The organism is Paraburkholderia sp. RL17-337-BIB-A (assembly GCF_046025895.1).
GTDB lineage: Bacteria > Pseudomonadota > Gammaproteobacteria > Burkholderiales > Burkholderiaceae > Paraburkholderia > Paraburkholderia fungorum_C.
In genome coordinates, this window is sequence record NZ_JARESY010000003.1 from 17,365 (window position 1) to 40,137 (window position 22,773).

Sequence of the window (22,773 nt, forward strand, 5' to 3'; positions counted from 1 at the left end):
ATCGGTACAACCGGTTGCCGCGGGCGTACCTCGCGCATTGATGCGCGGGCGTTTCCTGCACTAGAATGGGCAGTGGGCAGTGGGCAGTGGGCAGTGGGCAAGTACGCTGCCGGGCATCGCTGGCAGTATCTGGCCAGCGCGACGTGCGGGATTCGCGTTAGAGGAATGCCATGCCGACTTACCAGTATCGTTGCGAGAAGTGCGGTGAGACGTTCGAGCATGCCGACATCTCGCTGAACACGAAACCGCTCATCCGAATCGTCCGAAGTGCGAAAACGAGAAGGTTCAGCACATACCCACGCCATTTGTCGCGAAAACGTCCAGAAAGAGCTGAAATCTGCCTGACCGAGCAAAAGCAAAATCCGGCCAGTTGCGGTCATCCAACGCCGTCGCTCCAATCGTTCACAATCGGCCGCTCAACTCGAAACCTACACCTCCCGCCTGCTGCGCCCATATAGCAGCAGCATCGCCGCGATCACCACGCCGTAGATGATCTGGCGCCCCGCCTCCGGCATCTGTGCGACCGAGAGGATCGACTGCAGCAGCGTGATGAGGATCGCGCCAGCCACGGTACCCAGGTACGAACCCCGGCCGCCCAGAATCGACGTGCCGCCGAGCACCACCCGCCGCGATCGCCGGCAACAGGTGAGCATCGCCCATCGACTGCGCCGCCTTCGACGCATAACCCGCGAGCAGCACGCCGCCGAACGCCGCGAACGCGCTGCACACGCGGAACGCGGCCACTGTCACGAGCCGCGTATTGATGCCGGAAAGATACGCCACGCGTTCAGTGTTGCCGATCGCGTACAGCGTGCGGCCGAAGGTCGTGCGCGATAGCAGGAACATCGTGGCGGCACCGATCAGCACCCACAGCGCAACGGCATTCGGCACGCCCGGTACCTCCAGCCCGCAGCGAGCCATCGCATCACGTGTGGCGCGGAATCCGGTGGCGACGATCCCCCCGTGTATGCGATCCGGTCAACTTGCCCTTGTTCCAAGGTACGCGCGAAACACTATTCGTAATAGTCGCTTCCATGACGATCTCCTTTCAAGGGAAGGGAGATTCAGTCTGCGCTAACGACAGGGGGCGATACCCGACCCATCGGAGCCATTCGGACTGAATCGATCTACGTCCGTTGTGGAGCTACAAACAGACCTTCAGCCGACGCGATCACGTGATCATGCCACGCGCAACTGAATCGTACATTTACGATGAAGCGGACTGGTAATGTGTTCGCGGCGGCAAAACATCATGTCACGAAGGAACATGACCGATTCCTCCCATTCTGCTTCGCGGTATACAGCGCCTGATCGGCGGCGCTCACCAACGCACCCGCATCCTCATCGGCAGCAATGACCTGAACTGCAAAGCCGATGCTAATCGTCAAATATCCGCTACTCGACGCGGCGTGCGGTATCTGCAGGCTCTCTACCCTCTCACAGAGCATACCGGCCCAATACGTTGCCTGCTCGTGTGTCATGCCAGTTGAAAGTAAGACAAACTCCTCCCCGCCGTAGCGGGCGATAAAGTCTGATGCGCGAAGAAAAGATTGGTCAAGGCTGGTAGCAATACGCTGTAAAGCGACGTCTCCGGCAGGATGCCCGTAAATGTCATTGAACAACTTGAAATGATCGACATCGACCATCATCAGCGTCAGTGCTTGCCGACTGCGGCGAGAAATCCTCGACTGGACGTCGAGTTGCGAGTCAAAAAAGCGTCTGTTGTAAATACCGGTCAGGCTATCTGTCACGGAGAGCCGCTCAAGATGGCTTCTCATTTCCTCAAGCGACTGGTTCTTGTCCCGCAATTGTTGCTGTATGAGCACCCGCGCCGTCACGTCCTTCTGAATACCGATAAAGTGTGTGACGGAACCTTGCACATCGTAGATGGGCGAGATACTCAGCTCGTTCCAGAACATCGAGCCGTCCTTGCGATAGTTACGCAACGTCGCCAGACAGTACTCGCCATCGTGTATTGCCTGTTGAACAGACTGCAACTCCGTCTGGTCTCGATCACCATTTTGCAAAAAACGACAATTACGGTGGATGATCTCCTCCGACGTGTATCCGGTCAAACGCTCAAATGCAGGGTTGACGAAAATCAACGGCTGATCGGCGTTGCTATTGTCCGAGATCGTTATGCCATCGCGCGAGTCGAGAACGGCCTGTTTCAATATCTCCAGATTCATATCAGCATCTCGGTCAGCAATTTTCAGGGCTGTGCCCGACCGTAGATTCACGACGGGAGAAATTCGAATGTCGACCGCATTGGTCTCCTGAAAATTCAACGGTACAACGGTATCAATTTCCGGGAAGGAAAATGGCGGCGCCAAAAGAAAGTTCCTGAAGAAATCACTGGCTTTTTCGGGTCGCCCCAGCAGGTATCCCTGGACCACTTCACAGCCCGCCGTCGCGAGTACAGCGAGTTGCGTTCGCCGCTCGACACCCTCAGCGACGACTGCCATATGTAATGTCCTGGCGAGTGCTATGACTCCCACCACCAGCGTCTTCGCACTTGCATTCTCGTCGATTCGATCAACGAGCGACTTATCCAGCTTTAGCGTGTCCGGCTGCAAATCGGTGAGGCAACTCAAGCTCGAGAAACCCGTACCAAAATCGTCAAGAGCGATGCGGAAGCCGAGCCGCTTTAGCTCATCCAGTACAGCTCTGCAGGAGTCTGCGGGTTCGACGAGAACCGATTCTGTTATTTCCAGCGTTATTTCACTGCTCAACACCCCGTATAACGCAGCGACCTCGGCAAATCGAGCGGGTAAGGTTGGGTCGTGCAACTGTTTCGCCGAGACATTGACCGATATTGGGACGAGCCGCCCGCAACTTTCGCGCCATTTTTCTATCTGGCTCACGCCCTTATCAAAGACCCACTGCCCAACTTCTCGAATCAGTCCCGTGTCTTCGAGCATCGGAATAAATATCGAGGGCGGTACCATCGCACGACCCGGTCGATTCCAGCGAATTAGCGCCTCGACACTGACCATCTCTTCTGTCGCAGTTCGGAAGAGCGGTTGATAATACAGCTCAAATTCCCCTCTCGTCATCGCATGGCGCAAATCCCGCTCCATTTCGAAGCCGGTTAACAAGGCGCTCTCGTTGATGCCGAATAGCCGAAAGGTGTCTCGACCACTCTTTTTTGCCGCGTACATCGCAATGTCTGCGCTGCTCATCAACGCTTCAGGTGTACGACCGTGCTCCGGGAATCTTGCTATCCCGGCCGATAGCGTGATTTCCATCGGGGCGTCTCCAAGGAGCTGGGAATGCGCGACAGACCCGCGAAGTTTTTCAAAGATTTCGGCGCAGTCTATCTGTGAATGATCACCGGGTATGACGATGGAAAATTCATCTCCGCCTTGCCGCGCCATAAACGTACCAGGCCAGAGCACATCGGCCATTGCGGCGGCAATACCTCGAAGAAGGCGGTCTGCCAGCACGGTGCCGGCTGTATCGTTCAGAACCTTGAAACGGTCAACATCTGCCACCGGCAGCGAAAACGGTAGCGTCTCCTCGCAACGAGAAGCCAGGTACTCTGTAAGAGCGTGCCGATTCGACATCCCTGTCAGGACGTCGACATTGGCGAGTCGATGCAGCTCAGCCATTCTGGTCCGCTCTTCAGTGATGTCAGCGCATACACTAATAACTCGCTTGCTCGAGCCAGGCATACCGACGGGCGATGAATTCACCCTCACCCAGCGGACAACGCCGCCATCCAGTAGAAGGGGAAATTCCGTCTCCGTAGGAATGTTGTCACGTGCCATTTTGCGCATGGCACATTTGAGTTCGTTCAGACCTTCGGAAGATACCCGGGACTGCCAAACCGTTACGTCGCTGTAAAGGGTCGCAACTGGTATCTGCCACATTCGCTCGAAACCCGAACTGACATGAAATATCTTCGAAAAATCAGTGCTCGTGGACCAGAACACCAGTGGCATGTAAATGTCGATGTCAGAGAGCAAGATTGCAGCCTCGTCCGCCTGGCCCAGCGCAAGTGTTTTATTTGTGACATCCCGCGAGCGGCAAAAGACGGCTTTTACCTTGTTGTCCTTATCTCTCAGTGGGTAAAACGCCGAGGCCCACCACTTTGGAATGCCATCGGCAGACGGCCGATACCCCGCGAAACATACTTGCCGTCCCGCCAGTGCGCCACCAAAGGCATTTCTGGAAACAATCGCATCGTCGCCGGTCCACACTTCAAGCCAATCAGATCCGGTAGATTGGCTCGTAAACTCTCGCTGACGGATCAATCCAATGCTACCCGCTGATTCCATGATCAGGCGGCCGTCCAGGTCAAGCAGTACCAGCATGTCTTCGCTCGTGGAGAGCAACGCCTCGGCCAATTGTTGGAGCGGCGCGAATCGCGCTCGCTTTGTGTGGCCCTCAAACACGCGTGCCACAACATACGTTAACGCCACAAAAATGGCAGAAATTACCGCAGCAGCAATACCATATACCGCAATCCGAATCTCGAACCACGTTCCAACTGCCGCCACAATCATCAGGGACGGTAACAACATACATACATTTTCAGAGGTGCGACTAAATTCACGGAATACACCCATATAACAGGAGATAAAGGATATTTTTTGCACTTTATATTTCCTTGCCATGTTCTCATGGCCGCCATGGACTCCTTACGTTTGTCGATTTTTCATTTTATTCATATGATATGAATCAAGGATACACGTGGTAGGAATAAAGTGAGATCAATCTTCAAGTACGCGCCGGAGCGTATCAGACCTGAAAAACGTGATTTGCTCGGCCCAGCGGAGTTTGCTGGCTAGATGCAGGGTGGTGGCGAATGCTACGCCGAGCAAACTCGCGGCCGTTGGATTCCACGGCGATGTATGCGCTTCAGACGAGGCAACGCGATAAGGCGTCCGCAGTGGCGCCGCGTGAATCACCCCCAATCATCCGGCGGCTCCGGCCGGCGAACGACCGCTGTCAAACCCAACTAATGGAATGGACGCCCCCACCCGAAACGGCATCGATGTGCCAAAGTGGAAGTGTCAAAGCAACCACCTGAACGAGGGAAGCGTCCACCATGAAGATTACGACAATTGGCATCGATCTGGCGAAAAGCGTTTTTGCCGTGCACGGCGTAAATGAGCATGGCCGAGCGGTCCTGAAGAAAGTGTTGAAACGCGATCAGGTTGCGATGTTCTTCGCCAATCTGCAGCCCTGTCTGATCGGAATGGAGGCCTGTGGGAGCGCTCATCATTGGGCGCGCAAGCTGAGGGGCTTTGGACACGACGTGCGCCTGATTGCGCCGCAGTTCGTCAAGCCCTACGGAAGACCAACAAGAACGACGCGGCTGATGCAGAGGCGATCTGCGAGGCGGTGGCGCGGCCCAACATGAGGTTCGTGCCGGTCAAGAACGTAGAGCAGCAAGCCGTGCTGGCACAGCACCGGGTGCGCCAGGGATTCATCAAGGCGCGCACCGCGCAAGCCAATCAGATCCGGGGGTTGCTCGCCGAGTTCGGGCTCATCATTCCGCAAGGCATTGCGAACATCGCCAGGCGAGTACGGGAGCTGCTCGAGGACGCCACCAATGAGCTACCGGGCTCGTTTCGCCTGCTCGTACAGCGATTGATGGAGCACTTGAAGGAGTTGGACCGCCAGGCCGGTGAAATCGAGGCTCAGATCGTCACGTGGCATCGGGACAACGAACTCAGCCGCAAGCTGGCGGAGGTTCCGGGCATTGGACCGATCACCGCCAGCGCTCTGGTGGCGACGGTGAGCGATGCGAAGAACTTCGACAATGCACGTCAATTGGCAGCGTGGATAGGCCTTGTACCGCGGCAGAACTCCAGCGGCGGCAAGAACGTGCTGCTCGGCATCAGCAAATGCGGGGATACCTATCTTCGAACACTGTTGATCCACGGTGCGCGCTCAGTGATTTGCGCCTTCCAGCGCAAGAAGGACAAGGTCGACGGCTGGCTGGGAGCACTCCTGGCGCGGAGAAATCCCAATGTGGCTGCCGTTGCGCTGGCCAACAAGAATGCGCGCATCGTGTGGGCACTGCTGGCTCACGACCGTGAGTTCCGGCCCGGCTACACGAGCGCCCCGGCGAGCGCGTAGCCGGGGCGGCCGCCCAAATCTGAAAACGGCAATCAAGCAAAGGAGAATCAAACCACCGATTGCTCAGGCGATCAAGCAGTGATGGCAAGACAGGTCAGACCGTGGTCGATCAAACCCGACGCAACCAACGCACGATTGCAGTGCGCCCAACTGATTGGGACTCGACCAGCGGATTCCATCAGGGACAGCCAGGCATGCGCCTGACATTGAAGTCCGGATGCATGGCTGCAATCGATGCCTTCAAACCATCACCAATGAGAGCTTGGCAAACCGGGGGCGTCCATGCATGGTTGCCAGTTTTTCGAGGCCGTCGAATTCGTCTGCGAGGCGCGCCAGGACGGGATTTCTGATCGGTGAAGCCAGATCGGTTAGAGTCCGGATTTCTGGACGCAGCGAATGACCGAAAACCCATGCTGGCAAGTCCACGCTGCCCTTGCACAAGATCTTCAACTACATCCTGCGAGTGCTGTACATGGGCTGTCAATGGAAGATGCTGCCGATCGAAAGGAATGCCAAAGGCCGCCTCGAAATCCACTACACGCGTATCTACCGGCTGATGCGGCGCTGGCAGGCCGACGGTTGAATGGATGCCATCTTTGCCGGCTCGGTGAGCAGGCTTCATGATGACCAGCTGCTCGATCTGACGGTCATTCATGGGGACGGCACCACGACGGCGGCGAAAAAAGGCGGCGACAATCTCGGCTACAGCGGTCACAAACATCTCAAGGGTGACAAGGTCGTGGCCTTCTGCGACCGGAACTGCAACATCATCGCGCCATTCATATGCGCGCCGGGCAATCGCAACGAATCGCCGCTGTTGCGCGACGCCTTGCCCGGACTCACCCGGATGGCCTACGCCATCGGCATGAACCTGCAGCGCTCGACCGTCAGTCTGGACGGCGTCTACGACTGCCGGGCCAACCGGAAGGCCATTTTCAACCGGGGCATGGTGCCCAACATTCCGGAAAATCCGCGCGGGCGTAAAACCCCGAAGCGGGGCCGCAAGCAGCGCTTTGATCCGGTTATCTTCGAGGAGCGCTTCAGGACCATTGAACGCGTCTTTGCCTGGGAGGACAAGTTTCGCCGTCTGTTGCTGCGCTTCGAACGCATCAGTGACGTGCACTACGCGTTCAAGACGCTAGCCTATACGATGATCAACCTGCGCCACTACTACTGAGCGTCATCGCAGGGCACGCAGCTCATGGATGGCGCATCGCGCCATGAACTGTCGCGCCACGTCAATTTGCATTACTGACTATATTATCCTCTTCGACAACGCGATAGCCGCCATTTTTCGCAACGATCCATCCTGCTTCGCAGGTTCGCGAATGTCGCTGGCATCCCGCGAGCCCCACAGCAGCGAAACTAGCAACCAGTTGAATGACTTTCTCGTCTCATGCCGACGCTTCATCCGGGAAAGCCAGAAACCGCATACGCACAGGGTGATCTGTTCAGATGTCCTTCGATGTGGACAGCAAAACAACGTGAATTTCGAATCCGCGATATTCGACCATTCGCCGCATGAAGACCTCAGGTTCCCGCACCGCCGCAAGACGGGCAAATCAATGGTGGACCAACTTTTCTCCGGAGGTCGCCTTCACGCGCGCGTCGCCCGCATCTTTTGCGGCGGACTCTGTCGCGAACGCCTCCCCAAAAACAATCGATCTCATGAGTTCGCAGCAGGTAAGGTTCCGGAGCGGAATCACCCAAACATAGCCGCCCGCTTGCCCGGCAGTCGGGCCTACCGCCCGTGGTTTCCCCGTATTCGCGAATCCCATGATCAACCACCGACAGAGATAAGTTGGAGAGTCCCGCGGGAGCACTCACGCGGGCAACCCTGAATTGCAGCCTGATCTTGAGCGCATGCTGATCGTCCTGGATAGCGCACAGTGGCACGGACGCGCGAATCAGCTGAGTCAGGCGCATGTGAAGTTGCCGGATATCGATTCGATCCATCGCGCCACGCATAAGGCCCGTACTCGCGAACCGACCTTGCCGAATCAGGAAGAGCACCCGTCGCCCGCGTCGCCCGCCCTTGATCTCAGCTTGGCCCGGATCGCGCGGCAGCGCCGCAGCGCGGTGAATTTCGACGGTACCACGTGCATCGCCAAGGCGGCGTTTTTCAGCATGCTGGCGTGCCTGTTGCCACGTCATGACACGCCGCCGTGGAATGCGCTGATGTCTCCTGCAGCAGTGCATGCAGCGCTAATGGTGCACCGCGTGGGCGACCTGGAGCCGGGACTGTATATGTTCGTGAGAAATCCGGGCGCGCTTGCGGATCTCAAGCGGTCTCTACGTCCAGAATGGCTGTGGCAAAAGACCGGCCCCGATCATCTGCCGCTCTATCTTCTCTTGCCTTACGATTTGCGCGCCACGGCAAAGTTGATCTGCTGTCACCAGGATATCGGCGCCGATTCCTGCTTTGCGCTGGGGATGATCGCTGGATTCGGAATCGCGTTGAAGCAGCCGTGGCGTTATCGCCATCTGTTCTGGGAATGCGGCATTCTTGGCCAGGCGCTCTATCTCGAAGCCGAAGCCGCCAACGTGCGCGCGACGGGGATTGGCTGCTTTTTCGATGATGAAATGCACGCACTGCTCGGCGTGGCGGATCACACCTGGCAAAGCCTGTATCACTTCACCGTCGGCCGTGCGGTGGACGATCAGCGCCTGTCCACATGTCCACCATATGATGTTCAGCCTTGAAGCGATAGCATCACGTCCCGATCGTGGCGAGGCGGTATTTTCCGCGAGCGCCCGGCGATTGAACGTCACACATAGTCCTCGTCGCGCCCTCAGCGGTGACCGATCTCCACATGAAGATTAGATCTTCGTGTCGAATTCCGCTCTCGATCCGGGTCACTTATTCCACCGCCAGTCTGGGCCAAGCGAGCATCCGCGTCCCGCCGCACCCGGACTACAATCATTCATGTGGTCCCAATTAAGCTCTGGCGGTGCGCCGGCTTTTCGGCGGGCGCATTGATGGAACGCTCTGCCACGCTCCCGGCAGATCAGCGGTTTAAACAGGCCCGATCGCAGCGAGCCATGAGCAGCGTCCCGGCAAAGGAGGGTCGATGCGTTCGCAGGCAAGCGTGCGCTTCAAACGCACCGCAGTCACGGTAGTGACCATCGTCATCGGCCTGATCGTCGTCGGGCGCATCACGGGCATCGTGGTCGACTGGCTGTGGTTTTCTTCAATCGGTTATGCCACGGTTTTCTGGACGGTCATCTCCGCCCAGACACTTCTGTTTGCCGCGGTGTTCACCGCCTCGGCGGGCGCGATAAGCGCATCAGGGTTCCTCGCGCATCATTACGCGCGGCGTCCCGGTAGCTGGCAAGTTGAACCCGCTCATCCGTCAGCTACGCCGGAAATCATCAACGGGCTGGCGCACCAGTTCGCGCCGTACATTCCCTGGCGTGCCAGCATTGCCGGCATAGCCATCGTCCTGGGGCTGATCATCGCTGCTGGAGAAATCGCCAACTGGGACCTGGTGCTGCGCTTCCTTTATCAGGTGCCCTTTGGCGAGCGCGATCCTGTCTTCGGCAATGACATCAGCTTCTCTCTGGTCTCGCTGCCCGCCTATATTTCGTTCAAGAACTGGCTGCTGCAGTTGCTCTTTTGCAGTTTGATCGTTGCAGGCGTGGTCTACGGGGTACGCGGCGACATCACGTTCGAGCGGCCGCAGCGCGGACTCTCGGCTGTTGCCGCTGCTCATGGTTCTGTGCTGCTCGGTGCGTTCTTCGTCCTGAAGGCCTGGTCCTACGCACTCGACCGCTTTTTGCTGCTCTACGGCGATAACGGCGTCGTGGTCGGCGCCGGCTATACCGACATCCACGTCGAACTGCCGGTCTTGTGGGTGCTCATCGGCCTTGCCACCGCCGCGGCCCTCGCATCATGGGTCAATCTGCGCCGGCCGGACTACCGGATTCCAGCCGCCTCGGTGGTGCTGGTGTTCGGCACATCGTTCGTGTTCGCCCTGATTTACCCGGCGCTATTCCAGCGCTTCTATGTCAAGCCGAGCGAACTGCAACTGGAGATGCCCTATATCAAACACAATATCGCGCTGACGCGATTGGCCTACGGCCTTACGCAGGTCGCGGTCAAACCGTTTCCGGCCGAGCAGGGATTGAATCCCGCCTCGCTCGGGGCCAATCGCGCGACCATCGATAACATCCGCCTGTGGGATGTGCAGCCGCTGATGGATACCTACGCGCAGTTACAGGAGATCAGGACTTACTACAAATTTCTCGCCGTCGACATCGACCGCTACCGGCTCGACGCCGGTTACCGGCAGGTGATGCTGTCGGCCCGCGAACTGGAGCCGTCGATGCTTCCCGCGAGCGCCCAGACCTGGGTGAACCTGCACCTCCTGTTCACGCACGGCAACGGCGTCGTGATGTCGCCAGTCACCGAGAAATCGACGGAAGGTTTGCCCTCCTTCTATCTGCAGGATATTCCGCCCGTCGCCCATGGCGGGCCGGCCGTTCGCGAGCCACGTCTGTATTTCGGCGAAGGTGCTGAGGGCTACGTCATTGTAAAAGGCAGCGTCGCCGAATTCGACTACCCCAAGGGCAAGGACAACGCTTACACCACTTACAACGGGAGCGATGGTGTTGCCATCGGCAGCAACGCGCGCCGCAGCCTCTTCGCCTGGCAGTTCGACGATCCGAACATCCTGCTGACCGACTACATCACGAACGCTAGCCGCATCCTGCTGCACCGTAACATTCAGGACCGGGTGCGCATGATCGCCCCGCTCCTCAGCCTCGACCATGATCCCTATCTCGTCACAAGCAACGGGCGCCTTTTCTGGATGCAGGACGCCTATACGACAAGCCGCTGGTTCCCCTACGCCCAGCCGGGTTTCGGCGATGGCGCCAACTACATCCGTAACGCAGTCAAGGTCGTGATCGACGCATATAACGGCACGGTCGATTTCTATGTCAGCGATCCTGCCGATCCGATCCTGCGGACTTATCAGCGCATCTTCCGGAGTCTGTTCAAGTCTCTCGCGGCGATGCCGCAAGATCTGCAGCAACATATCCGCTACCCCGAAGACCTGTTCCAGATTCAAGCGCAACTTTATCGGCTTTACCACATGGATGCAGCGGAGGTCTTCTACAACCGCGAGGATCTCTGGCAGTTCCCCCGGGAATTGGTCGGCATTAATGGTGCGAATAGTCCCGGCACACCGATGACGCCCTACTACATGATCATGCGGCTGCCCGAGGAACCGCGCGAGGAGTTCGTCCTGATGCTGCCGATGGTGCCCAGCCAGCGCGACAATCTGATCGCTTGGCTCGCTGCGCGTTGTGATCCACCCAACTACGGCAAGCTCATCGTCTACTCGTTCCCGAAGGACAAACTCGTCTATGGGCCGTTCCAGATCGAGGCGCGCATCCAGCAGAACACCGAGATTTCGCAGCAGATTTCGCTGTGGAACCAGATGGGTTCGCGCGTCATTCGCGGCCATCTTCTCGTCGTGCCGATTGAGAATTCCATCCTCTACGTCTCTCCGCTCTACCTGCGTGCGGAGTCGGGTCAGTTACCCGAGTTGAAGCGGGTGATCGCCGCGTACGGGGACCGGGTGGTGATGAAAGAAACCCTGGGCGAAGCGCTCGCTGCGCTCTTCAAGGAAAGCGCCCCGCTCGCATCGCCGCCTCAGGGCACGGCGGACGCGCGTGCCCACGAGGCGCTTGCTCATTATGACCGTGCGATCGAGCGATTGAAGGCAGGAGACTGGAGCGGTTTCGGCGCGGAACTGGATACGTTGCGGCCGCTGCTCGAGGCGCTCGGTGGCCCTAGATGCTATGTGGGAGGGCAGTGGCAGTAAGCCCGACTGGAGTAAAACGGGAGTTGCACACTCGTTTCTCCGAAGGAGCACACAAATGGATACGCCTGACACAGCCCTCCGTGGGCAGAATACGACGGCAGGTGGCCGCCTGTACATGGCTTTTGAACTGAGCGAGAAGAACTGGAAGCTCTCACTGGGTGATGGCCGGCGCGCACCCAGCCGCTGTACAGTCGCAGCAGGTGATACCACGGCGGTTCTCACCACCGTCGCGAACACGAGAGCGCGTTGCCATCTCGGCGCTGATGCACCGGTCTACAGCTGTTATGAGGCTGGCCGTGACGGCTTCTGGCTGCACCGCTGGCTGACCGAACACGGCATCGTCAATCTCGTGGTGGATTCGGCCAGTATCGAGGTGAACCGCCGTGCCCGTCGCGCCAAGACGGACCGGCTTGACAGCGACAAGCTGCTCTCCATGCTGATGCGCTACCACTCCGGCGAGCGGCGCGTGTGGGCGGTGGCCCGCATCCCCACGCCTGAGCAGGAAGACGACCGGCGCCTGCACCGCGAGCTCGAACGCCTGCGGCATGAGCGCACCGCGCATACCAACCGGATCCGTTCCCTGATGGTGCTGCACAACCTCCGCATCAGGTATGTCGGCGGCCGGATCTGGACGCACTGGTGGGCCCGGCAGCGCGAGCTGCTGGCGCCCGGTCTGCGCGCCGAGATTGAGCGCGAATGTGAGCGGCTCGCACTGGTGCGCCAGCAGATCCGCACGCTCGAAGTGCAGCAGGACCAGCAGGTACGCAGCGGCGCACATCCAGGCATGGCGTTGCTGGCACAGCTCGCTGGCATCGGTACAGGCAGCGCGTGGACCCTGGTCAGGGAACTGTTTGGCTGGCGGCAGTTTCACAACCGCCGGGAACTGGCTGGCTGCCTCGGCCTCACCCCCACGCCGTACGCCAGTGGCACCAGCGAGGTTGAACAGGGCATTAGCAAGGCGGGCAACAAACGATGCCGGTGGCTGATGGTTGAGCTCGCCTGGAGCTGGCTGCGCCTGCAGCCCGGCAGCCAGCTCAGCCACTGGTTCAACCAGCGCTTTGCCGGAACCGGCAAGCGGCTGCGACGCATCGGTATCGTGGCGCTCGCACGGCGTCTCGCGATTGCCCTGTGGCGATTTCTCGAGCACGGCGAGATCCCCGAGGGCGCCATACTCAAGTCGGGAGAGGCTAACACGTGAGGGCCTGAACCATATGAGATGCAGCGACAGCATGTAAAGGTCAACGCGCCCGGAACACGCTCGGGTTACCCATTGCGGGTGACCGTTTACCTAGATGGGGCGCGTCGGTAACAGGGTGGCGCCAGCGCTTCGCGCATGCGGCATGAGGTAACCGGCCTGCCAGGCCGGCACGGATAGAAGGTCGACCCGGCACTGACCCGGTCAACAGACACCCTGACCTGAGTGACATTGACATGCCAGGTTGCAAATGATGTCGGTCATCATCGTCGCAGCCTGCGAATCACAGGTTGTCTACGGCCAGTCTGCGTCTGGTCGTAGCAGGCGACCACGCAAACTGGCCGTAGACAACGGGTAAGGAGATTTACTTCGCATGACGAATTTTTATCTCGTACAGGGCTTGACTTTTGATTCCCCATAGAAGAGCGTGTTAGGCACCTTGTGTGAGACCTGGTATCCTGGCGGGATGAAAAGAGCAGACCGCAAAGGGTATCCGACCGATGTGTCCGACGAAGAATGGAGCTTCGCGGCACCCTATCTGACGCTGATGGACGTTACTGCGCCGCAGCGCAGATACGAGTTGCGCGACATGTTCGATGCGTTGCGCTGGATGGCTCGGGCTGGCGCTCCCTGGAGGATGCTGCCCAATGATTTCCCACCTTGGGAACTGGTGTATCAGCAAACCCAACGCTGGTTACAGGCAGGCTGTTTTGAGCACATGGTCAGCGATCTGCGCTCGGTAATACGCGTGGCACAGGGACGGCAAGGACAGCCCAGCGCCGTTATTCTGGATGGCCGCACGATACAGTCGACCTGCGAGAGCGGCCCGCGTACGGGCTATGACGGTTATAAACGCAAGCGCGGTAGCAAGGTCCACATTGCAGTGGACACCCTGGGACAGTTGCTGGCGGTACATGTGACACCGGCCAATGAACAGGAGCGCGCGCAGGTAGCAGAGCTTGCGCGTCAGGTCCAGCAGGTAACGGGACACACGGTCAAGGTGGCATTTGCCGATCAGGGATACACGGGCAAAGAGCCTGCGCAGGCCGCACTCGATGAAGGCATTGAACTGCAGGTGATCAAACTGGAGGAAGCGAAAAAGGGCTTTGTACTGCTGCCACGACGGTGGGTGGTCGAGCGCAGCTTTGGCTGGCTCAACCGTTTCCGCCGTCTCGCACGTGATTATGAACGGTTACCCGAAACCCTTGCCGGGCTTCATTTCGTGGTCTTCGCAATGCTCATGCTCGTTCACGCAGTGCCAGTACTTCAAAGTTCCTAACACGCTACAAGGGCTCCCCGTTGAGCGCAAGCTCAATCGAAGTTCGCTGTGATACATGCTGCAATGCCGCGCCGGTCTTGTGAGAAGGTGAAGGACTGCGGTTCTACAACCGGTCATGTTGGGCTAATAGCCCGGACCCTGATGAAAGACGCGCACGGAGGCCTCATTCTCTAGCCGGGAATGGATATCCCCGCTGTGTTAGTCAGGTATGCCCCGCGCGGGTCCAACCCGCTTCACATCACCGCAGGCAGTGCAAAGTGATCGTTTCTATGTGCTCATGATGTCCGCACTCATATCTCGTTGGCGTTTGATCGACAGGCTCGAACCGAAATCAGTCGGCTATTGGGTCGAGCTTGAAGTCATCGCCATATTTCAGCGAGGCCCATGCCAATCTCGCGTTCTTTGCAGCGATCGCGATCGCTGCCCGCCAGTAGCCCCGGCGTTCGACCAGGGTTCGGACCCACCGGCTGAAGCGGTCCTGTTTCTCGCCGAGACTGGCAATGACGGCGCGAGCTCCGTTGACCAGCAGGCCGCGCAGGTAGGCGTCGCCTGCCTTCGTAATGCTGCCCAGCCGCGCCTTGCCGCCGCTGCTGTACTGCCCGGGCGTAAGTCCGATCCAGGCTGCCACCTGGCGGCCGTTTCTGAAGTCGTGCCCGGCACCGATACTGGCGAGCAACGCGCTTGCTGTGGTTGGGCCAATGCCGTGCAACTGCATGAGCCTCCTGCTACGCGCGTCTTCACGCGCGATCTCGGCGATCGCGCGATCGTATTCGAGCAGGTGTTGGCGGCGGTGTAAAAGCGACATTAAACGGCGGCGCAAGGTTCAGTAGATGCGCCAACAACCGTGAACGGTATTGGCGCCAGTGATCGAGCGTGCGGGGTCGTCAGTCAGAAGGGATCTGCCGCGTTGTCACGAGGGTGAGGGTTTCCAGGAGGCGCACGCTGCTCGCGCAGCAGTTCGTTGAGCGCAATCTGATAGTGCGCGACGATGCGCTCGCGTAGATCGTCGATGAGTTCGACGACGGCGAGCGCCTGATCGGCGGACCAGTTGTCCGGGATCAGGAAGTCGAGCCCGTGACTGATGCCCGAAGGCAGGTGAAGGCGCTTCATGATTTCTTCTTCTCCATGCGTGCCGCGCTGCGTTTCTTTGTGCGCTGCTCGGCCCGTTCACGTGCCTCCTTTACCCGGTAGGACTCGCCTTCGATCGCGACGACTTCGGCGCGATGCACCAGCCGGTCAACCAGCGAGACGACGCAGGCGGCGTTCGGAAACACTTCCGACCATTCTGCGAACGGCCGGTTTGTAGTGACGACGGTGCTCGCTGCGCCATATCTGCGGCTGATCAGTTCGAACAGCAGGTCGGCGTGTCGGTTCGAGTAGGACAGGTATCCGACCTCGTCAATTACAAGCACGTCAGGCGTTGCGTAGCGGTGCAGCCGTCGGCGTAACGCTGAGTCACTGTCAAGCGCGGCGAGCTCACCGAGCATCTGGCCAGCGGTTGTGAACAGCGCGGTGTGCCCGTTGACGAGCGCCTGGTATGCGAGGTTCAGCGCCAGGGTCGACTTGCCCACGCCGTTCGGGCCGATCAGTACGACGTTGGCGGTGTCCCTGACGAACTCGAGCGACATCAGTTCTTCAACGGCGGCCCGGTCGCAACGCGTGGGCCACGCCCAGTCGAAGTCGCACAGCGGTTTGAAGCTACCCAGATGGGCATCCCGGATGCGTCGCTCGAGCGAACGGCGGGCACGCTCGTCTTCTTCCCACTGCAGCAGCGGCGCAACCCAGCCGGCGTCAGTGAGATCCGGCCAGTGTGCCAGCAGCCCATACAGGCGCAAGGCGTTTGCGCGCTCCTGCAGGTTCTCAGGCGAGCTCATCAGCACCTCCCGTTATCTGGTCGTAGATGTCGAGCCGGTGAGGGGTCACCAGCGTGTCCTTGCTGCGCACGTGCTCGGGCAGGTTGACCGTAACTGGCGGCGGTACCTGGCGCGACTCGCGCCGACGCTCCAGCGCCAGACGCACCGGATTCTGGTGAGGCGCGGCATCGCTGGCGAGCGTTTCCTCGATCGCTGCCTGCAGTTCGGCCGCGCCATAACGGTCGAGCAGCCGCAGCAGGTGGGCGGTGATATTGCCCAGATTGGCGCCGCGTTCAGCGGCGCGCAGCATGAGTGCGTGACTGGCTGGCGCTGCCCGGGCGAGATGGTCGAGGCCGCGATGGTGACGGGCTTCGCGTTTGCGTGCAACGAGGGCGTCGATGTGCGTGGCAATCTCGATTTGCGCGCCGCGATCGTAACTGCGCACATGCGTAGCGAGCAGATCGGCGCCGTCGAGAATGCGTACCTGGCGGGGATCGGCCCGTACCGTGAGCGTGCGCCGCACGTGGGTATGCGGAATCGTGTAGTCGTTCAGATCGAAGCGCACATACGGCTGCTTGCCGACCTTCACGGCCAGTTGCAGTTCGCAGGGGTACGGATTGGCCGGCAACGCAAGCAGGCTGGGCTGTTCGCGGGCGAAGGCTTCGCGCACCCTGATCGTGGGCTCTTCCCGGCAGGGACGATCGGCGGCGGGACCCGCGCACCAGAGCGCGGCCTGGGCATTCAGGTCGTCGAGGTCAACGAACTTGCGCGCGGCAAAGAAGTTCTCGCGTACATAGCGGATGGCGCGTTCGACGCGCCCCTTCCTCAAAGCAGTCAACTGCACGCGATCTGACCGATGCGACGCAGTTGTTCCGGGTCACCCATCCCTTCCATCCGCTGTACGGGCGAGAGTTCATGCTAGTGGACCGGCGCAAGGCGTGGGGAGAGGATCGCGTCTACTTCCATGACGACATGGGGAATCTGAAACGTATGCCGGCAGGCTGGACGAGCGCAGCGCCGCCAAATGCATTCGAGACAGTTTCGGCGGGACGATCGCATTTCCGCATCGAAGATCTGTTGCAATTGACCATGCTAATCGCCCGGTACAGAGAAACAAACGGACATTCAAAAGGGCACACAGGCAAGCGCAAGCTGTCAAGGAAATAATGCCATCTGTGTAAATGTAATTATGCCATTCGATGCGCCTGCAATACTTCCGCCAATGATTAGCTGATGAAGCAGATGAGAGCCTTTGTTTGAAGATATGAGGCGCGCCGGGTGACAGTCTTGAAAAAGACCTTGACATCGACTGTAAATGGTCATAATTTATATTACATATGGCTCGTACCCGAAAACCCGATCCCAAACTCGCCGCTCTCGAAGATAGTGGCACTGTGAATCCGCGCCCGCAGGACATCGATGATCCTGCCTTCAGCGACAGCGACTTCTTCGATCCCCGGGATCTGGTTCAGGTCCGTTACGAAATGCTGCGACGCGTACGCGTGGAAGGGCAAACCATCGCGGATGCCGCCGCACACTTCGGAGTCAGTCGGCCGACCTTCTACAAGGCGCAGGCCGACTTCGAGCGCGACGGCCTGGCTGGGTTGCTGCCGGTCAAGCGCGGCCCGCACGGACCTCATAAGATCACCGATGAGGTGACGCGCTTCATCGAAGAAGCGCGCGCGACTCACGTTGGGCTGGAAGTGCAGGAGCTGGTCGATCGGATTGCGGGGCGGTTTGGCCTGGCGGTGCATCGACGCACCGTGGAGCGCGCCCTGGCGCGTTTGAAAAAAAAACGACGGTAAATCCCCCCGTAACGGCGCGCGATGCCCAGTCCCTGAGCCGATGCTACGAGGTCTTGCGCCAGGAGGTTCTCGATACAGGCGGAGGTGGTCCCACGCTGATGCGAGGCCGGGCGCTGTTCATGTTCAAGGGCATGGCGGTCTGGATGAAGTCGGTGACCGAAGCGTTTCCGTTTAGTCCATTACCGGTCACGCGCCCGAGCGGGCTGAATCTGCCTGTCGGTCTCGAACAGAACCTGATCGTCATTGTGGCGGCGATGGCAATTGCGACAGCGGAGGTGATGGCATGACCGATCAGACGCACGCGAAAGTTCAGGCCCGGCATCTGAAAAGAAGCGCCTACCTGTATGTCCGCCAGTCCACGTTGCGACAGCTGTTCGAGAATACCGAGAGCACTGAGCGCCAGTACAACCTGCGACAGCGCGCGGTCGCTCTTGGATGGCGCATTGATCAGGTGGTTGTAATCGACTCGGACCTCGGCCTGTCCGGCGCGTCTGCGGTTGATCGCCTGGGGTTCCAGCGTCTTGTCGCCGAGGTGAGTCTGGGCCGCGCCGGGATTGTGATGGGCCTCGAGGTGTCGCGCCTGGCGCGCAATTCCACCGACTGGCATCGGCTACTGGAGATTTGCGCACTGGCCGACTGCCTGATCCTTGACGAGGATGGCGTCTACGATCCCGCGCACTTCAATGATCGGTTGCTGCTCGGCCTGAAGGGCACGATGAGCGAGGCTGAGTTGCATGTCATGCGGGCACGACTGCGCGGCGGAATTCTCAACAAGGCACGTCGCGGAGAGCTGGAGATGCGGCTGCCCATCGGCTTTGTGTATGACACCGAGGCACGCGTGCGTCTGGATCCCGACGCACGTATCCAGGAAAGTATCCGGCAGCTCTTCCGCACGTTCCGGCGCACCGGTTCGGCCACGGCAACGGTCAAGGCATTTCGCGTGCAGGGTCTTCTGTTCCCCCACCGGATTTACCGCGGGGCACGAAAGGGCGATGTGCAGTGGGGCGAACTGGATCACTCACGTGTGCTGTGGGTCCTGCATCACCCGCGTTACGCAGGTGCATACTGCTTCGGGCGCACGCGCTATCGAAAGCATCCCGATGGTCAGACGGTCTCCGTCCGGCTGCCCTCTGCGCAATGGGTGTCGCTGATCCCTGACGCCCACGAGGCCTATGTGAGCTGGGAAGAGTTCGAACAGAATGTTCAGGTGTTGCGCGAGAATGCCCACGCACTGGGCATCGACCGGGAAAGGGGGGCGCCACGTGAGGGGCCGGCGCTGCTGCAGGGCCTGGCGATATGCGCCAGATGCGGTGAGCGAATGACGGTGCGCTATCACGTCCAGGGCACCCGCAGGGTGCCGGACTACATGTGCCAGCGTCACGGCATCGAACATGGGCGGCCGGTATGCCAGCATGTTCACGGTGGCGAGCTTGACGATGCTGTTGGCAGGTTGCTCGTGGAGACAGTCACGCCGGTCACGCTTGAGGTCGCGCTGGCGGTACAGGAAGAACTTGACAGCCGTTCTGAAGAGCGCGACCGACTGCACCGCCAGGAGTTCGAGCGGGCACGCTACGAGGCCGATCTGGCGCGTCGCCGCTATATGCAGGTGGATCCAGCGAATCGATTGGTTGCGGACTCGCTTGAAGCGGAATGGAACCATGCGCTTCGCGCTCTCGCCGAAGATCAGGATTGCTACGAAAAGAAGCGTGAGGCTGATCATGCCGGACTTGACGACAAACAGCGTGCGCGCATCATGGCACTAGCCAGAGACTTCCCTCGTCTGTGGAACGATCCGCGCACACCTGATCGCGAGCGAAAGCGCATGGCGCGACTGCTCATCGCTGACGTGACTTTGCTCAAGGGTGCAGACATCTGCGTTCAGATACGCTTTAACGGCGGCGCCACGCATACGCTACATGTGCCGCTATCCATGCCAGCGTGGATATTACGGCAGACCCCACGCGCAGTCGTTGCCGAAATGGACCGGCTTCTCGACGAGTACACCGAGGGTGAAACGGCGGAGCAGCTGAATCGTCAGCAGCTCATCTCCGGCTGGGGTAAGCGGTTTAATTCCAGAATGATCACGCGGATTCGGCTGTCCCACGGGCTACCGAGTCATCATGACAGGCTGCGCGCACGTGGAATGCTTACACAAGACGAGATCGCAGAGCGGTTGGACGTGGCGCCGACGACCGTCAAGAGCTGGCGTCGTGCGGGCCTGCTTGTAGCGCACCGTTACGACGACAAGGGCGGATATCTCTTCGAACCTCCGGGCGCCGACGCACCAGTAAAGTTCCAGCATCAGGGAAAGACCCGTGGCCGACGCTCGGCCGCATAAACACCAACGCAACCGACATATGAGGTGCACTATGCAGCGTAGCCCTTCTCGTTTCCTCTTGCCACTGCCACCGGACGGGGCTCGTAGTGATGATGCGCGGCGAACGCGAGCAGCGTCGGGTTGAAGCGGATCGCATCGCCCTGGCGCTCGAGCACAGCGCTTTTGAGATTGTCGTAAAGGAGGACCTTCGGCAAGCCGGACCATGCCGCAAACGCACCGGCGTGGCCTGCCAGGAAGCTGTCCATGCGCGCATCGAGGAAGAAACGCAGATAGATCTGCCGCGACCATGACAGCACCATCACGAAGGCCATCAGCGGCCGACGCGCGCGGCCGATCTGGAGATGGTCGAAATGCGCCCAGTCGACCTGGCCCTGTTCTCCGGGCAGCGTGCGCAGGCGCAGATAAGCCTCAGATATGGGACGCGGACGGTGAAGTGCGACCTGGTGCCGGAAGTGATGAATGTTGCCACGGTAGCCGCGCTCGGTGACCATCGCATACAGCCGGCTGGCCGTGAGCGACGGAAACTTCTTCAGCGTCTCATGGATGAACGGCAGGTAGGCATCGATCTGCGACGGTCGAAGCATCCCGCCGATGCGGGGCAGACCGGCCTGCGCAAGTACGCGCTGGACGGTGCCGCGGTGTACGTGCAACTGGCGCGCGATGGTGCCACAGCGCCACTTCTCGACGTGGTAGTAGCGCAGGATCTGCGCCTCGAGTTCAACTCCGATGGTCATGGGTCACTTCCTGTGCAGTGAGTAGCAGTACGAACATCACGGAAGACCCGACGGCGCAGTGGCCCGAGGCGTACGAAGCCCGGACAGACGCAGTAGCAGAAGTGGCAATGCTCAGGCACAGATGGGGCGGTGGCGGGTACCGCCGCTCTTGCCGCCGACGTCGTCGAAGTCGGTGCCAGTAGAGCATCGGCGGCAGGCACAGCGGAACCCTGATGCGTCACTTTATTCTGGCGGCTGCGATAGCGGCGCATCCGTTCGGCGTGCGCAAAGCGGCCGTGACGACTGCGCTGATAGCGTTGGCCGGCCACGCGCATGCTGGCCTGACGTGCGAGCTCAGAGCAGTCGCCGTCGCAGTAGATCTGGCCGCGGTCGCAACGGCGGCAAACGATGACCTGCGCCCGACAGCGGGCACACACAAACAGGCGGCCTGTGGCCGGCATCGGCAATCCCCGTCAATGCCGAAACGGTATCGACGGGACTGGTGGGCCGTGCCATACTGGACCGGCACCCGTGCCCCGTGCGCGTGTGGGGCTCGACATCGGAATGAACTTGGCGGTTTGAGCCGGTGTCGGGCCTGTTTCTTCGGCGGTAAGCCTCCTTCTACCGCATCCCGACTTCAGCGTCACCTCTTCCTGAAACGAGCCGCGTCGGGTGCGTCTGCACTCGCCCTACGGGCTCCTTCCGACGCACCCAGTACCGCCCTCCCGCTCTTCGCGCCAACCACTACCAAACCGCTCAGCAGAGCACGACCATTCCGTATCTCTGATCGACGCCGCCGTTTAGTGTCGGTTTCGAACAGCCGTTCACAGCAGGCGGTCCTCGATATTGCCGGCATGCTCAAGCAGATCGCTGATACTACGCTTCGCCCAGCCAGGCAATGTGTCCAGATGTTCCGTGATGTGCCTGCGCAACTTATCCGGGCTCAGTGGCAGCACCACGCCGAATTCCGAGAGCAGGCCTCGCAACCGGTTGTAGGTCGCGGTCCTCTCTTCCACGAAACCTTGTCGTGTCCTATGCAGGCAAAGCGTTGCCTGCTGATGTTCGTCCTTCAGCGGTACGAAACGCATGCTCGGGCGCGTCACCGCTTCGCAGATCGCAGCGGCATCCGCCGCGTCGTTCTTGCCACGCTTGCCGGACATGCGATAAGGCGCCACAAGGTTGGGCGCCATGAGTTTGACCGTATGGCCGTGCTGCTGGAACATGCGAGCCCAGTGATGTGCGCCAGAGCACGCTTCCATCCCGATGAGGCACGCTGTCAACTGCGCGATCAACGTCACCAGCTGATCGCGCGGAACACGCGGCCGGACCAGCATCGCTTTACCTGCTTCATCTACACCATGAACGGCGAATACATTCTTGGCAAGATCGATTCCGACAGTGACAATAGGCATGGACTTCCCCTCTCGCTGGTGTTGATGAACGTTCGAAACTTCATCATGGCACGTCGATGCCGACTCGCGGCTTCCGCCGCAGCCTCGGGACGGGGAAGTCCCTTCTATGAGGAGCTGTTTGTCAAGCCGCTTGTGGCTTGACAAACAGCTGGTTGCCGATGTTTTGGACTGCAGTTTAGCGACGAGAAAGCAGTGTTTGCATTAAGGTCCGTCACATCTTTCCATGACTAATCTGAGGCCGATCAATCGCGCTCGTG

Annotated in this window: 16 protein-coding genes and 4 pseudogenes; 12 read left to right on the forward strand and 8 right to left on the reverse strand. The window is 59.7% G+C overall.

The features are described from left to right. Positions 1-170 precede the first annotated feature (170 nt). A pseudogene (locus P0D84_RS37735) lies at positions 171-334 on the forward strand (FmdB family zinc ribbon protein). Positions 335-402: 68 nt separating this feature from the next. Here P0D84_RS37735 and P0D84_RS37740 read toward each other — a convergent pair. Together P0D84_RS37740 and P0D84_RS37745 are read right to left on the reverse strand one after the other, a co-directional pair. Next, on the reverse strand, positions 403-921 hold the full coding sequence (locus P0D84_RS37740; RefSeq protein ID WP_408346495.1) for an ABC transporter permease: 519 nt from the start codon (positions 919-921) through the stop codon (positions 403-405). Positions 922-1,250: 329 nt separating this feature from the next. Continuing rightward, positions 1,251-4,619, reverse strand: a complete 3,369-nt coding sequence (locus P0D84_RS37745) for a diguanylate cyclase domain-containing protein (protein ID WP_408346498.1) — start codon at positions 4,617-4,619, stop codon at positions 1,251-1,253. Between the two features lie 434 nt (positions 4,620-5,053). Here P0D84_RS37745 and P0D84_RS37750 point away from each other — a divergent pair. The 7 genes and pseudogenes from P0D84_RS37750 to P0D84_RS37780 all read left to right on the forward strand — a co-directional run bounded on the left by P0D84_RS37750 (position 5,054) and on the right by P0D84_RS37780 (position 14,395). Continuing rightward, positions 5,054-6,090 (forward strand): annotated as a pseudogene (locus P0D84_RS37750) (IS110 family RNA-guided transposase). A gap of 433 nt (positions 6,091-6,523) precedes the next feature. After that, complete coding sequence (locus P0D84_RS37755; protein WP_408346500.1) at positions 6,524-6,673, forward strand: hypothetical protein; 150 nt, start codon at positions 6,524-6,526, stop codon at positions 6,671-6,673. Beyond that, positions 6,674-7,267, forward strand: a complete 594-nt coding sequence (locus P0D84_RS37760; protein WP_408346503.1) for a transposase — start codon at positions 6,674-6,676, stop codon at positions 7,265-7,267. Positions 7,268-7,953: 686 nt separating this feature from the next. After that, positions 7,954-8,793 carry a SagB/ThcOx family dehydrogenase gene (locus P0D84_RS37765; protein ID WP_408346505.1) on the forward strand — a complete coding sequence of 280 codons (840 nt, stop codon included), beginning with the start codon at positions 7,954-7,956 and terminating at the stop codon, positions 8,791-8,793. 368 nt (positions 8,794-9,161) lie between these two features. Beyond that, positions 9,162-11,921, forward strand: coding sequence for a UPF0182 family membrane protein (locus P0D84_RS37770; RefSeq protein WP_408346507.1), 2,760 nt, complete (start codon positions 9,162-9,164; stop codon positions 11,919-11,921). A gap of 55 nt (positions 11,922-11,976) precedes the next feature. Further along, positions 11,977-13,119 carry an IS110 family RNA-guided transposase gene (locus P0D84_RS37775; RefSeq protein WP_408346509.1) on the forward strand — a complete coding sequence of 381 codons (1,143 nt, stop codon included), beginning with the start codon at positions 11,977-11,979 and terminating at the stop codon, positions 13,117-13,119. Between the two features lie 463 nt (positions 13,120-13,582). Then, positions 13,583-14,395 carry an IS5 family transposase gene (locus P0D84_RS37780; protein WP_408349644.1) on the forward strand — a complete coding sequence of 271 codons (813 nt, stop codon included), beginning with the start codon at positions 13,583-13,585 and terminating at the stop codon, positions 14,393-14,395. A 331-nt stretch (positions 14,396-14,726) separates the two neighbouring features. On the opposite strand, the pseudogene P0D84_RS37785 reads toward P0D84_RS37780, so the two are convergent. The 4 genes and pseudogenes from P0D84_RS37785 to P0D84_RS37800 all read right to left on the reverse strand — a co-directional run. Then, a pseudogene (locus tag P0D84_RS37785) lies at positions 14,727-15,203 on the reverse strand (IS110 family RNA-guided transposase); the annotation flags it as partial. An 80-nt stretch (positions 15,204-15,283) separates the two neighbouring features. Further along, positions 15,284-15,505 (reverse strand): hypothetical protein, encoded by a 222-nt coding sequence (locus tag P0D84_RS37790; RefSeq protein WP_408346512.1) that lies wholly within the window; start codon positions 15,503-15,505, stop codon positions 15,284-15,286. Then, positions 15,502-16,269: an IS21-like element helper ATPase IstB gene (gene istB, locus P0D84_RS37795; protein WP_187620143.1), complete on the reverse strand. Its 768-nt coding sequence runs from the start codon at positions 16,267-16,269 to the stop codon at positions 15,502-15,504. Before istB ends, P0D84_RS37790 begins: the two co-directional genes overlap by 4 nt. Then, positions 16,256-17,092 (reverse strand): Mu transposase domain-containing protein, encoded by an 837-nt coding sequence (locus P0D84_RS37800; RefSeq protein WP_408346515.1) that lies wholly within the window; start codon positions 17,090-17,092, stop codon positions 16,256-16,258. Before P0D84_RS37800 ends, istB begins: the two co-directional genes overlap by 14 nt. 23 nt (positions 17,093-17,115) lie before the next feature. On the opposite strand from P0D84_RS37800, the gene P0D84_RS37805 reads away from it, so the two are divergent. The 4 genes from P0D84_RS37805 to P0D84_RS37820 all read left to right on the forward strand — a co-directional run bounded on the left by P0D84_RS37805 (position 17,116) and on the right by P0D84_RS37820 (position 20,391). Next, entirely contained in the window at positions 17,116-17,415 is a 300-nt protein-coding gene (locus P0D84_RS37805; RefSeq protein ID WP_408335302.1) for a DUF5372 family protein, read from the forward strand. 170 nt (positions 17,416-17,585) lie between these two features. Next, a complete protein-coding gene (locus tag P0D84_RS37810; protein ID WP_408346517.1) occupies positions 17,586-18,053 on the forward strand; it encodes a helix-turn-helix domain-containing protein in 468 nt (155 codons plus the stop codon). A gap of 53 nt (positions 18,054-18,106) precedes the next feature. Beyond that, positions 18,107-18,340, forward strand: coding sequence for a hypothetical protein (locus P0D84_RS37815; RefSeq protein ID WP_408335305.1), 234 nt, complete (start codon positions 18,107-18,109; stop codon positions 18,338-18,340). After that, positions 18,337-20,391 carry a recombinase family protein gene (locus P0D84_RS37820; protein ID WP_408346520.1) on the forward strand — a complete coding sequence of 685 codons (2,055 nt, stop codon included), beginning with the start codon at positions 18,337-18,339 and terminating at the stop codon, positions 20,389-20,391. Before P0D84_RS37815 ends, P0D84_RS37820 begins: the two co-directional genes overlap by 4 nt. Positions 20,392-20,420: 29 nt before the next feature. On the opposite strand, the gene istA is transcribed toward P0D84_RS37820, so the two are convergent. Both istA and P0D84_RS37830 read right to left on the reverse strand, forming a co-directional pair. After that, complete coding sequence (gene istA / locus P0D84_RS37825; protein WP_459252226.1) at positions 20,421-21,125, reverse strand: IS21 family transposase; 705 nt, start codon at positions 21,123-21,125, stop codon at positions 20,421-20,423. Between the two features lie 806 nt (positions 21,126-21,931). Continuing rightward, positions 21,932-22,516 (reverse strand): annotated as a pseudogene (locus tag P0D84_RS37830) (IS110 family RNA-guided transposase); the annotation flags it as partial. Between the last annotated feature and the right edge of the window lie 257 nt (positions 22,517-22,773).